The following is a 13,306-nucleotide window of genomic DNA, read 5'->3' on the forward strand; positions in this document are numbered from 1 at the left end:
ACATGAAAGACAGGGATTTAGTTATTTTATTTTGGTTTTATCAGGTTTACGATTGATCACTAAGTTCGATCCAAACGGGACAATGATCGCTCGTTTTTTCCCAGCCCCGCACATGACGGTCAACAGCTGCGGTCAGAAGATGTTTATCCAGTTCCGGACTTAATAAAAAATGGTCGATACGTAAGCCAGCGTCCCGGCCGTAGGCATTGCGGAAATAATCATAGAACGTGTAGATTTTTTCGTTAGGATAAAGTTTGCGGATCGCATCGGTCCAGCCTTGCTCTACCAATGTTTTAAACGCCAGTCTGGTTTCCGGCCGGAAAAGCGCGTCATCAAGCCATCGCTCGGGTTTGTACACATCAAGCTCGGTAGGCATAACATTATAATCACCGGTTAAAACTACTGGCAGGCCATGGGCGAGTAATCCCGAGGCGTGCGATTTTAACCGTTCAAACCAGGCCAGCTTGTAATCGAATTTGGGCCCGGGGGCGGGGTTGCCATTGGGCAGGTACAAGCAACCCACCACAATTCCATTAACCATTGCCTCTATATAGCGGCTATGGCTATCGTCGGGGTCTCCTGGCAGCCCGCGCCGGAGTTCCTTGATGTCTGTCTTCGCCAAGATCGCTACTCCGTTCCAGCTTTTTTGCCCGTGCCAAATGGCGTTATAACCGGCATCCCTGATGGCCTGTTCCGGGAATTTCTCATCAGGCGCCTTCAGTTCCTGTAGGCAAGCAATATCCGGTGCGGTTTCTTTTAGCCAGCGGAGCAGCACCGGCAAACGCCCATTGATGCCATTGACATTGTAGGTAGCTATTTTCATATGATTGAGGAACTAATTGCTTTTCATAAATCCGATGGATGATGGCTCCTGGTGCTTCACAGCAATACCCTGTATAAACAACTGACCATCCTCTATCTTATAATTCAATGAGTGCTCATCTACTTTAAAATTATCTTGCTTGAAGAACTTCCGGATCTTTTCAAGGAGCTCTTTCTTATCAAAAACCGGGCTCACCCTGCAGTGTTCATTTAATGGCTCAAGCGTAATGCCTTCGGCTTTATAAGAAAATATTTTTGATTCCATATTAGTTACTTTTTCAATCCGTATTTATTTGTTACCGTTACCACAATTACGGCCCGGATAATCGATCACCCTACCTGCAAATGTAATGATTTTACTGAGGCGGTGCTACCAGCCTATCCGCTGCCTCTTAGAGCATAACTAAATCAGGAACTACAAGACTTTAAATGAAACGGTTGAAAATTCATCCAATCACTTACTGATATTTCCAGATTTGAACAGGCCCGCGGAAATGTCACGCCCTGCAGAACCAGGAGACAAATGCAGATAGTTTTTGGGGATGGTATCAGTAGCTACCACGTTCAGCTCCACTTTCCCTTCCCTTTGAATATTTTTTGTTGTCGGCACGGTCTGATTGTCATTTTCTATAACACCGTTGTTATTGAGGCCCATGAACATATTATTACCGGTGATCACAGAATTGCTGAATGTGTAGTGCGAGGTATAATCTTTCATGCTTATCCAAAAGCAACGGTTGTTGGCGATTATATTGTCGGTAAAGACAAAGTCTGAATATTTTCCAAACCAGATCGCGCCTTCGTAAGAGCCATATATAATTGAATTGGTTAGAGAGAAACCAGTCACCGACATAAACAGCAAAAGAGCATTCTTGCATTCGTAAAATATAGAATGATCTACTTTAATACCGCTGCCCTGTGCAAATAAGGCCCCTTGTATTGGCGCTGAGTTCCTGCTCCCTGCAAAAATGCACTGGGAGACTTCCATGTCCTTTAATTCGGCAAAGTGGCGTTCAATGGCGTAATAATAAACCACAGTAGGGTTGGTATTGCCGACAAACTTAAGTCCCCGGAAACGGACATTATTCCTTTCTACCTGAAAGCCGGCGCAATGGTCAAATTTACCCCAGTTTTTATTGTTTGGAGAAACAGATTGGATCACCGGCATCATGGATGGCAACCAGCGGGTATCATCTGGCATTACCAATGCCTCAATGGTATAACTGGCTGTGCTTTGTGTTGCTTTAAAAGGTTTAAGTACCAACTGGTCGGTGAGCAGGTATAAGCCCGGAGCAAGTTTTATTGTAACCGGTTGTGTTCCTTTAAACTCATTGGCCAGGGCAACCGCTTTGCCAAGGCTTGCCAGTGGTGCATCTATTGCGCCCGTTGAACAATCTTTGCCCTTCACCGGGTTTACAAACAGGGTTTGCGCTACTGATTTTACTGAAACCACCGCCCATAATAAACTAAAAATGATAATGTGCCTGTACATATGATTATTTAAAGTTATTTATTACTTTTTATAAACTAATCGTGTCTGCTACGTCAGGATGAAGGAATTATAGATGCACAATTTAATATTTTATACTTTAAAAATAAAGCCGCCGTGCTGCATGAATACTCATGCAGACAATGGAGTAGTTTGCTCAATGGTTTTTATAAGGTGCGCCGGCAAAAGTTCTTTGAGCTGCTCAACGGATTACTTGAAAAAATAGATGCTTCCTGAAAATTTATCGCACCTTAACCCGCGTATAGATTAAGGTGCCATTAAGTCGCAAACAACCCATTAATTTGTCGTATGTGGCCACGGTCATAATCAAATTTTCTGACCACATTTGTAATGTTGAAGCCGATAAGTAAAACGATCAACTCAAAAATGGAGCAGCGACCATTGTAAAAACGGGCGAAACCGAAAAGCCAGATGAGTAGGAAACAAAAAAAATATTTTTATGTCAACTAACAATGTTTCATTGCACAGAGTTCTTAAAGCATCACCGGAAAAGGTATACCGGGCGTTCACCGAAGCCGTGGCAATGGCTTCCTGGCTGCCCCCATATGGCTTTCTTTGTATCGTTCATGAAATGACCGCAAAGGTAGGTGGCACTTATAAAATGTCGTTTCAAAATTTCACCACCGGTAAAAGCCATTCGTTTGGTGGAGAATACCTGGAGATCAAACCCAATGAGTCTCTGAAATACACTGATAAATTTGACGACCCTAACTTGCCGGGTGAAATGATTACCACTGTCTGGCTGCAGAAAACTTTAGTGGGTACAGAGATCAAGATCACGCAGGAAGGGATTCCGTCTATGATACCTGTAGAAATGTGCTATTTAGGCTGGCAGGAATCGCTGGAAAAGCTCGCTAAGCTGGTGGAACCTGTGATACCAGATGCCTGATTGAACAAAAATACCGCAGATCAGGTCTAAAAACTTGATTTGCGGTTAAAGGTTTACAAAACAGGGAATAATCGGTATAGAACGGGCCACAAGTCTTGACCGGTGCCAACAAATCTTCGGTAAGCATTATCGTTAGATCGTCTTAAATAAAAATAATCATTTCATTTTCAATGTCTTATAAGTAGCTTTGGTTATGTAAGCCTTTTTACAGTTTAAACCTGACTACAACGATGAAAAGAAAAAAATTTATTGCTACAGCCATAGCAACAGCAGCACTTCCTTTAATTGGTAAATCTTTTGGTATTCTGAATCAAACGGGGGTAGGTAAAGGGTTTAAAACCAATAAGGGTGAAGGAAGACTGCATGGTCATATTAAATTGAAAGGTGTAAATTTAAATGTCCTGGATGTTAAAGTATCCGGAACCGACAATAATGGAAATATGGCCATTTTTGAACAAACAAGCCTTTCGCAAGGCAAAGGAACACCGTTACATATACATCATACACAGGATGAAGTATTTTATGTATTAGAAGGTGAATATTTTTTTAAAGTGGGCGATGATAAATATCATCTTTCGGCTGGAGACAGCATTTACTTGCCGATGAAGGTTCCACATGCATGGACGCAAGTGTCAGAAAAAGGAAAAATGACAGTCATTTTTCAGCCAGCAGGCAAAATGGAAAACTTTTTTGTTACCCTGGCAGGATTAGATCATGAACCTGATCATGATGAGCTTGTTAAGCTTTTCGCAGATAACGGAATGCAGATTGCCGGGCCGCCATTAAAGATAGAATAGTCTTCCTGTCTGTTTATTAATGGATTGTAAGAAAATTCTGGTGCCGTACATGGCTGGAAGTTAGCTATAGAACGTTTTATTAAAAGTATAGTAATATTGAGTACTACTGTGCTTTGTGACCCCGAAAGTACGGATGTCGAACTCTTTTATTGAGGATTGTAGGAAAATTGTAGCTTTAAAGAAGTAAATGAATTACGAGGCAATAAATAACTGAAATTAAAATTCGTAAAGAAGCGCATCAAAACCTTATCTCAGACCCTCTGTTAACTAACTGATCACAGTTTGAAAATACGAGCAAAAAATAAATTTTAGAAAATCGCAAAACTTCTTCAGCATGATCTTATTACTTTTTCACTTTGAGAAACGCTGAATTGAAACCATAAATTAATTCTATGAAAAGCCAACGATTGGACGCAAATAGATCTTCCGAATTCAATATACAACAGGATCGCGAAAATGTGATCCGGCATTCAGGCAAGCGACCAGGCCGGTATTGGAATGCCATTGTAGCCCATATTTATGTCAATGGCGCAGCGGAGGCGATCGAGTTCTACAAGAAGGCATTCGGCGCGGAAGAACTGTTCCGTGTGGCTGGCAAGAACGGAAAGATCGTGCATGCGGAGATTGCGATTTGCAGCTCAGTAATTATGATCGGGGATCCGGGGGAGGATAGTGTGTATGGTGGGCCGCGCGAACTGGGAGGCTGCACGGCCGGGCTTCATATCATGGTCGATGACAACGCGGCGCTGTTACGTCGCGCTATGACTGCAGGCACAGAGCAGATCCAGCCAATAACGGATATGTTTTACGGTGCCAGTTCCTGTTCAGTGCGCGACCCGTTCGGACATGTATGGGTGATGTTGTCGTGGAAAAAGGATTTTGATACAGCTGAGATTGAGCGACGCGGCAACATTGCTTTAAGCGAACGTCCAACTGGAAATAACCAGTGACACCAAAAGCACATACGATGTTTTTATTGTGTTCGCTTATTGAAGAAATCAATGAACAAAAAAGCACAGTAACATTGAGTATTACTGTGCTTTTTTCAGTGACGGTTCGACTACAGTTTTCGAACTTTTTTATGGAAGATTTGAGGAAAATAGCCTCCATAAATATTCAACTATAATTTAAATTAAATGATGGAATAGTTTTGTTCTCGCCGGATAAGAGGAGGGGTTCTAATGTTAATAATATCAGGAAGCTATTTATAGAAGGCAGGGTGAACAGGATGGTAATTAATTTGTTTTGCTTTAACCGGTGTAGCAAAGGACTTACCTGTCATCCATTTTTTCAGATCATCATATAATATACAATAGATGGAACAACGGACGTTGACTATGTTCATTTTCAAACAATAAATCCAACTCGCAAAATTATTGATGCGATGGATCTATCCATAACCTTAAATAAAACGGGGTTGAGCAATGCTTCGCAAGAATACATTACAGCCACAATAATACATGAAGCACTTCACGCATATTTGAGAACCAGCCAAACTATTGTGAACCAACATATGGATATGGCGCGAAATTATATCACGGTTATGGCAGACCAATTGGTGAAACTATATCCCAACTTAACTGCAAATGATGCCCAAAATTTAGCTTGGGGTGGATTAGAAGAAGATGCTGGAACTTTATATACAGGACTTTCACAGGTAGAAAAAACGGATATAGAGCTAACAAACACTAAATTTAAATCAGGAAATTCAGGAACGCCATGCAAACATTAAGAAGATGTATCGTTTTATCCCTATTTTTTTATTCTTTCATTTTAGTAGGAAAATCGCAAACAAAAGAAATCAATGACTTTACAAAATTCGTAGGCAAAGCCTATAAAGTGCCTGATAGTTTAAAACAGAATTGTGAATGGATATATGCGTTTGTAAAACTAAAAACAGACGCACGTAATAAAGTAGTTAAAATCGGTTTTATAAATAAGGTTCCCCAGGCTATAAAGGCAGGCTTTGGGTTTTTGATAGGGTATCAATTTTCGAAAGCGATGAAAACTAATGGACACCCTATAGTTTTTTATTTTTCGATTGACAATTCAGAAATATGCAAACCTAAACCTGGTGATTTTATCTATTATTACCCTAATCAGGTTGTTGAAATCATAACCAGCACTTTATTGCAAATTAAGAAAGAAGACCCTAAGACAATTTTCATTCCGGAATTAATTGTAAAGAAATTCTACGAGACTCAACATTAGACTGAATAAACTGCACCTGATCGACCCCGTTAGACCAATAATGACCGCTTTATTGCCAAGTTCAATAGTGTCTGGATTGTATTGCATAGTAAGTTTTTGGAAAGAGCCTACCTGATTGGTAAGCTCTCTTTAGTTTCAAAAAATAGCAAGCGTATTTTCTGAACTTGGAATGTAACCCCCTCCCGAAAACCGTTTCCAATCCATAGATGAGATTAAATTATACGTAAAAAATGCAAAAGGATACATCGACATCTACCAGGGTTTTTACCGGTTCGCTGATATATTAAAAAGAAATTTTCCAAGAAATGACGTTGGGTTCGTCTATGCTGACGAAATTAAAGAAATTGACCAACTATATCAAACCTTAAGATCAGAAGAATCTAATTTTGACAGCCCCTATGGTGGGTTAGCAATCACGGAGATAGTGAATTTAAGCTTACTCAAAAGGGAAAAGGGATATGGAAGTTTAACGTAATGAGTTGCAGAGGGATCGCTATTCTAAAATGTCCCCAGACTGGGTATGAACCAATTATTCTATAGCCGATAAAATCTTAATTCCATCCCTCAAGCGGTTCGAGTTTAGTCCTGTTCGGGCTAATTAATAAGTGGATTTAGTAATTGCATCGCGTATTTGTTGGTTAGCATTTAGTATGGTCTATGCTGTAGCTTTTGGTCTGCGAAATCCGTGAAGTTGTCGATATTCCGAGACGTCATGTAGATTGTTACGGTTGGCCATTGGTTAACGTTAATAATCCATAGATGTGACAATGGCGTGCTATTATTTTCATTTTGGTTGATTCCCAACATTATCAATTTCTGCAAAATTATTCATCAAAGTCGTCCCATTAAAATACAGGCGGCATTCATGTTCGCTAATATTTACTAGCTTCTTAAGCTTTCCACAGGATTACCTAACGCTGCTTTTACCGATTGAAAACTCACCGTTATCAAAGCGATCAAAACCGCGGAGACACCGGACAGCGCAAAGATCCACCATTGAATAGTGATCCGATAAGCAAAGCCATTGAGCCAGTAATGCATCGCCGTCCAGGCAATAGGCGAGGCAACAACAAATGAGACGCTCACAAGTACCAAAAATTCCCTGGAAAGCATCGTAGTAATATCGGTGATGCTTGCACCCAGCACCTTGCGAATACCTATCTCTTTGGTTCGCTGAATAGTGATCAGTGAGATCAGCCCCAGTAAACCCATCGAACTAATGATGATCGCAACGACTGCTGCACTTAAGATTAACTTCTGCTGGAGGTTTTGGGTTTTGTATAATCTCGCTATTTCCTCGTCTATAAACTTATAGCTGAATACCTGATCGGGTAAGATGCGAGCGTAGGATGATCTTAAATTACTCAAAGTATTTTCGGTATGCGCGCCCGAAAGCTTGATGGCTACATTAGTTTGAATTTCTTTTTGTTCCAAAATCACGGAAGGCTCAATAGGTTCGATCAATGAGCGCACGTTAAAGTCTTTAACAATACCCACGATCACGCCTTTCACATCACCGGGGAGTAGGGTTTTGCCCAGGATGTCATTCACACTTTTAACGTGCAACATCTTCGCCATACCTTCGTTGATCAAGTACTCAGGCATAGCATTGTTGGTACGCGCGTTCCTACCGGCAACCAGTTGCAAACCAAATGTCCGGGCATAAGCTGAATCGCCAATGGCAAAACGCACCGGCCATTTTTCCCACTCGCGGTCGCTGAATTTAACGGTTGATCCTCGTTGACTATCACTTGATGGCGGATTATTACAAAAGCTAAACGACTGCACGCCCGGCATCGTCCTGAGCGTGTTGCGTAACTGCTCCTTTTGGGAGGCGGTAATGTTGCCGACAGGCACTATGATAACGGCTTTACGGTCAAAGCCCTTGTCTGTATTCTTCAGAAAATCAACCTGCATCACAATAATGATGGTGCAGGTGATCAGTGTTTGCGCCATCACGTTTTGGATAACTACCAACACTTTTCGGCTAACGCCGGCCTTGGTGTTCCACAAATTATTTTTCAATGCGTTAAAAACTTTTACCCGGCTCAGCACCATCGCGGGATAAACACCGGTACCTGTGGTAATGATTAACAGCATTATCAGCAAAAACAAGAAAAGCTCTTTGAACGATAGGATGTGCACCGGCTCGGCATCAAACAATAAGTTGTTGATGGCAGGCATAAATAACAAAACAACACCGCCGGCAATGATCACTGCAATCAAACCGATCAATAATGACTCCGTAATGAACTGCATGAATAGTTGCCAGGTCGATCCACCCAGCACCTTTCGTGTGCCAATCTCTACACTACGGCGCGCCTGGCCGGCAATCATGATATTGATATAATTAATGCTGGCGATTGCCAATATTAGCAACCCGATGATACCAAGTGCGAGCAATAACGACTTTTGGATCTTTCCACCATAACGTGCATCAAAATGTGCGTTTTTTAAAGGAAGTAATTTGAATGAATAATACTTAGCCCCATCGCCAAGGTGCTGCTTTGTCAAACGCGCTAGCTCAAGCTCAACTGTTTGCTTTTGCGCAGGTTTAACAAGTGATACGAAAGTGCTGTTGGTGCTGTTTAAATATCCCCAGTCCTTAAAGAAGCCGGGTTCAACCTTAGGTAATAAAGTTTTAAGGGACGGTAAGGATAGGTATAGGTCAGATTTTAGATCAGTATTGTAGGGGCTATCCGCTATCACACCTACAACTGCAAGATGCTGCCCATTAATGGCAATTGTTCGTCCAACAGCATCTGCAGTGCCGAAATATTTATCCGCCTGTTTTTGCGTTACGGCCACGGTATTAGGTTCATTCAGCTGCGATGGACCGCCGCTTAACCAATGATAAGAGAATAGGTTAAACCATTCGGTGTTGGTAAATGCAACATTCTTTTCTTCTTTAAAACGCTTGTCGAGGCTACCGTCGACGTTCACAAGAAAGCTTTGATTATTTATTGAAAATGCGACCTGTTTGATCTTCAAATTATTTGTCCGCAGCGCATCATATAAAGCAAATGAGCTACCCTTATCATATTCGGTTTTTTCCAGATGCAGTTCATATACCACCCGGAAGATGTTGTTTGCGTTTTTGTGATATGTATCAAAGCTCAGCTGGTAATTATTGTACAGGTAGATCAGTGTACAGCAGACAATAGCAAGCGCCAGGCCAAAAATATTTAGTACATTGTAGAAGGTTCTTTTGGTGATGCTTCGCCAGGCAATTTTAAGGTAGATGTTCATCATATGATATGCTCCAATTGATTGAAATTAATATCCGAAAATGAAAATACGAACTTCTTGAGCAACTTAATCGTTAAATTCTGTTAAGTTTTTAAACTATTTCCGTTGGATTATAATCCTTGCCTATATTACATAGTTCAAAGATGAACGTGGCGCCTTATAGTAGCAGAATCCAGAGAGCGCCGGACGATAGCCGGTTCAAGCCGGCAGGGGAATCGAACGCGATTCTCAATAAGTTGACTTTCAATATTTTAAATTAGATTCACTACACACCGAATTGCCAACCGATTTTTTTGATGCAGATCAATTACAAATCTTGCGAAAAAATAAAGGTATAAAAACTGTTGGACTAAATCAGGTCTTATAAGTCACAATTTAACCGTCCTTTAGCGGGTAAAACGATAGGTGCACCTGATTGGTATTCTGATCGATGATGTTATAGATAACATGGGCTTTATGATATTCGAGTACCCGCTTAACAATACTCAATCCAATCCCGCTTCCGGCAATGTTTCCAATGTTGCTGCCCCGGTAAAAGGCGGTGAAAAGAGTGGCTGTATCATCTATTTTCGGAACCGCTCCTGTATTGGTGATCAGCAGGTCAATTCCTTGGTCGCCTTGCCTGATCAGGCACTCCAGTGCGTGATTATCAGAATAGATGTAGGCATTTTTAAACAGATTCAACAGGGCGATTTTTAACAGGGTTTCGTCGCCGGCAATTTCAGGTTCTGCTGTAATTCCGGTATTGTTCTCAATTTCAAATTTTAATTTAAAGTCCGGAAAAACTTTTGATAGACCGGCCACGACGTTGAATACCAGTTCATCCAGTCTGATCCTGGTAAAAGAGAACTGATGTTCACTGCTGTTGATGTCAGCTAATGCCACCAGTGAACTGATAATTTCGGAAAGCTGGAATGTGTCTTCGAAAATGCTGATCAGATTTGTCCTTATAACGTAGTCCAGGTCAGGTCGCCGAATTAGATTCTCTATTTGTGCTGCCACACGGGCAACAGGTGTCCGTAATTCGTGAGAAGCATTGCCCGTAAATTCCTTTTGCCTGTTATAGGCGTTGTCGATCCGGTCCATCATCTGATTAAAGGAATGGGCCAGCGCGTTGATTTCGTCTTCCCGCTTGGCTTCTGAGAGCCTGACCTTCAAATTGCTGTCCGTTATTTTCTGTATCCTTTTACGGAAGTTATCCAATGGTTGCAACGCCTTTTTACTCAAACTGAAGGATAAGAGCCAGACAACGGCGGTGCCTATGATAAAAGCGCCGAACAGGAGATATTTTAAATAATTAAGTTTATTGTTGTCGTAAGTGTCTTCGGCCGAAACTACTACGTAATAATGCTTGCAGTCATAGGTATAATACAGTCCGAGAATATCATACTGTTCGTCCTTTTTAAAGATCCGGTGCTCTTTTTTTATTTGGTCAAGATCGGTATGGGTTAAATCTACGGTTTGCGTATCATTGCTGTTATAGATCAGTTTGTAGTCTTCGTTATAAATCTGCGTGTTTTCTTTATAGAGTTTATTGATGCTGTTGCTGTCAATGATCTTCTGCATTTTATAGTCAATTTCTTTCACTTCAATAAGGAGTTTTGCCGTTGTTTGGGCTTTTTCGGCCATTAACGCGGAAAACTCATCTTGTCTGAAATGGGCAAATAGCAGGTATACGGTTAAGGTAACAGTAGCTAAAAGCACTGAAAAGAGAGAGCTGAAAATAAACGAAAAGCGCTGTTTTAAATTCATTTGAGATAATAACCAAATCCTGCACGGGTATGAACCAGTGGCCTGTTAAAGCCTTTATCGATCTTATTTCTTAAATAATTAATATATACCTCTATAGTATTTGTTCCGGTTTCAAAGTTGATATCCCATACCCTGGTCGCAATCGTTTGCTTGGAAACCGGTTTGCCTTCTGCTATCGCGAGTAATTCGACAAGTTTGTATTCCTTAGGAGTCAGGGCGATTTCTTTCCCGGCCCTGGTTACCTTCATTTCACCGGTGTATATAATAAGATCGTCAACAACCAGGATTTGTCTGTTGGCCTCATCTATGTGATAGCTCCTTCGCAGGAGGGCGTTAATACGCGCGAATAATTCTTCCAGGTGAAACGGCTTCACGAGATAGTCATCTGCACCGGATTCAAATGCTATGATTTTGTTTTCCACATCACTGTAGGCCGTTAATATCAGGATTGGCTTAATTTTATCTGTTGCCCGGATTTTCTTACACACTTCGATGCCGTTAAGAGAAGGTACATTGACATCCAAAATATATAGTCCATAGTTTTCAATCAGGAGATGTTTGAAAAACAACTTACCATCGTACACGACATCGCAAAACAATCCCCGGCTGTCCAGGAAAATCTTGATCTCGTTGGACATTTTATAATCGTCTTCTAATAGCAGAATTTTATAAATCATGTATAATGAAGAGATAAGCGTAAAATAAACATAACGGACGATGCCCCAATATACAGATAAAGCTCCGGTTGATTAGTCCGAAGCTTTAAGTGGTTTCCATTATTTCCCTAAAATAAAAGACCCAAAACAAGATATATAGTAAAATATAACTTATCCTAATTCAAGTTCCAGCTTGCCTTCTGCTGTCGAAGGGGCTTGCTCTGTTTCACCTGCATGTTCAAATTTCATATTGACGCTGATGATCAGGAAGTAAGCCATGCTGAATATTAATGATAGTAAAACGCTGACTAATATGGCAACTTTAGCGATATCCTGAAAAGCTTCCGCTTTAAAAGCCAGCATAGTGGTAAATATTGACATCGTGAAACCGATACCTGCAAGTGTCCCCATTCCGAAAACCTGCTTCCACTCCACATTACGGGGTAAACTGGCAACTTTACAGGCCACCAGTATCCGGCTGAACAGGAAAATGCCGATGGGTTTGCCAATCACCAGGCCGAATATAATACCCAGACCAACAGTAGTACCTAACGATCCTATTATATGTTCCGGTAATAATATCGCTGTGTTTGCTAAGGCAAACAATGGGATGATCAGGAAATTCACCCATCGGTGTATGGCCTTTTCAATTTTCGGCAGTTCTGCAACCGGTGTAGCGAAGGCGACCAAAACACCGACAATGCTTGATTCTATTCCGGAGTTAAAAAAAGCATACCAAAGTGCCAGGGAAAGCACAATTTGCATCGGGCCGAATTTGATCTTTGCATAATTGACTGCGAACAATGCCGCGTAAAGCAATCCGCCGATACCCAAAAATAACCAGTTGATATGTCCGCCATAAAATAGGGCGATAACAACGATGGCCCCCAGATCATCAATAATGGCCAACGCCATCAGTAGTATTTTCAAACCTACAGGTATTCGCTTACCCAGCAGGGAGGCTATGCCAACCGAGAAAGCGATGTCGGTAGCTGTGGGTATTCCCCAACCATGTAAATAACTGGTATGCAGGTTAAAGGCGACGAATATCAATGCAGGCACGGTCATGCCGCCAAGGGCCGCTCCAAAAGGAAGTACTGCCTTTTTAAAAGAAGAAAGCTCACCGCTGACCAATTCCCGTTTGATTTCCATGCCAGCCATCAAAAAGAAAAAAGCCATCAGGAAATTGTTGATCCAGCTTAAAAAGTTTTCGGGCAGGGGTATAGATGAAAGGGTTACCAGATCGCCATGCCAAAACTTTTTGTAGGCAGTCGCGAATCCCGAATTGGCCAGACACATGGAAAGTACGGTGCAGGCAATTAACATCAGGCCAGTAAAACGGCTGTCGTTAATTAATATCCTTAATGGATTGATGGCTTTTAATAATATCCTTTTCATGTAACATTCCCTTTCCTTTTAA

13 protein-coding genes are annotated in these 13,306 nt (G+C 41.3%); 6 read left to right on the top strand and 7 right to left on the bottom strand.

The features are described from left to right. Positions 1-46: 46 nt before the first annotated feature. The 3 genes from xth to J2W55_RS13965 form a co-directional block, all read right to left on the bottom strand. Entirely contained in the window at positions 47-823 is a 777-nt protein-coding gene (gene xth, locus J2W55_RS13955; protein ID WP_310096582.1) for an exodeoxyribonuclease III, read from the bottom strand. 12 nt (positions 824-835) lie between these two features. Next, positions 836-1,087, bottom strand: a complete 252-nt coding sequence (locus J2W55_RS13960) for a hypothetical protein (RefSeq protein ID WP_310096583.1) — start codon at positions 1,085-1,087, stop codon at positions 836-838. 189 nt (positions 1,088-1,276) lie between these two features. Next, positions 1,277-2,314 carry a right-handed parallel beta-helix repeat-containing protein gene (locus tag J2W55_RS13965; protein ID WP_310096585.1) on the bottom strand — a complete coding sequence of 346 codons (1,038 nt, stop codon included), beginning with the start codon at positions 2,312-2,314 and terminating at the stop codon, positions 1,277-1,279. A gap of 114 nt (positions 2,315-2,428) precedes the next feature. On the opposite strand from J2W55_RS13965, the gene J2W55_RS25765 reads away from it, so the two are divergent. The 6 genes from J2W55_RS25765 (at position 2,429) to J2W55_RS13990 (ending at position 6,229) form a co-directional block, all read left to right on the top strand. Next, positions 2,429-2,548 (top strand): alpha-N-acetylglucosaminidase C-terminal domain-containing protein, encoded by a 120-nt coding sequence (locus tag J2W55_RS25765; protein WP_374726367.1) that lies wholly within the window; start codon positions 2,429-2,431, stop codon positions 2,546-2,548. A gap of 223 nt (positions 2,549-2,771) precedes the next feature. After that, positions 2,772-3,221 carry an SRPBCC family protein gene (locus J2W55_RS13970; protein WP_310096587.1) on the top strand — a complete coding sequence of 150 codons (450 nt, stop codon included), beginning with the start codon at positions 2,772-2,774 and terminating at the stop codon, positions 3,219-3,221. A gap of 230 nt (positions 3,222-3,451) precedes the next feature. Further along, on the top strand, positions 3,452-4,018 hold the full coding sequence (locus tag J2W55_RS13975; RefSeq protein ID WP_310096589.1) for a cupin domain-containing protein: 567 nt from the start codon (positions 3,452-3,454) through the stop codon (positions 4,016-4,018). A gap of 392 nt (positions 4,019-4,410) precedes the next feature. Next, a complete protein-coding gene (locus J2W55_RS13980) occupies positions 4,411-4,968 on the top strand; it encodes a VOC family protein (RefSeq protein WP_310096590.1) in 558 nt (185 codons plus the stop codon). A 434-nt stretch (positions 4,969-5,402) separates the two neighbouring features. Then, positions 5,403-5,750 (top strand): hypothetical protein, encoded by a 348-nt coding sequence (locus J2W55_RS13985; RefSeq protein ID WP_310096592.1) that lies wholly within the window; start codon positions 5,403-5,405, stop codon positions 5,748-5,750. Next, a complete protein-coding gene (locus J2W55_RS13990) occupies positions 5,738-6,229 on the top strand; it encodes a hypothetical protein (RefSeq protein ID WP_310096594.1) in 492 nt (163 codons plus the stop codon). Before J2W55_RS13985 ends, J2W55_RS13990 begins: the two co-directional genes overlap by 13 nt. 882 nt (positions 6,230-7,111) lie before the next feature. On the opposite strand, the gene J2W55_RS13995 is transcribed toward J2W55_RS13990, so the two are convergent. From J2W55_RS13995 to nhaA, 4 genes are all read right to left on the bottom strand, one after another. Next, positions 7,112-9,481: an FtsX-like permease family protein gene (locus J2W55_RS13995; protein WP_310096596.1), complete on the bottom strand. Its 2,370-nt coding sequence runs from the start codon at positions 9,479-9,481 to the stop codon at positions 7,112-7,114. A gap of 372 nt (positions 9,482-9,853) precedes the next feature. Then, on the bottom strand, positions 9,854-11,230 hold the full coding sequence (locus J2W55_RS14000) for a HAMP domain-containing protein (protein WP_310096598.1): 1,377 nt from the start codon (positions 11,228-11,230) through the stop codon (positions 9,854-9,856). Next, positions 11,227-11,907 (bottom strand): response regulator transcription factor, encoded by a 681-nt coding sequence (locus J2W55_RS14005; protein WP_310096599.1) that lies wholly within the window; start codon positions 11,905-11,907, stop codon positions 11,227-11,229. Before J2W55_RS14005 ends, J2W55_RS14000 begins: the two co-directional genes overlap by 4 nt. A 150-nt stretch (positions 11,908-12,057) precedes the next feature. Further along, positions 12,058-13,284 (bottom strand): Na+/H+ antiporter NhaA, encoded by a 1,227-nt coding sequence (gene nhaA, locus J2W55_RS14010; RefSeq protein WP_310096601.1) that lies wholly within the window; start codon positions 13,282-13,284, stop codon positions 12,058-12,060. Positions 13,285-13,306 lie beyond the last annotated feature (22 nt).

Origin of the sequence: Mucilaginibacter pocheonensis (assembly GCF_031456535.1) — a bacterium.
Lineage (GTDB): Bacteria > Bacteroidota > Bacteroidia > Sphingobacteriales > Sphingobacteriaceae > Mucilaginibacter > Mucilaginibacter pocheonensis.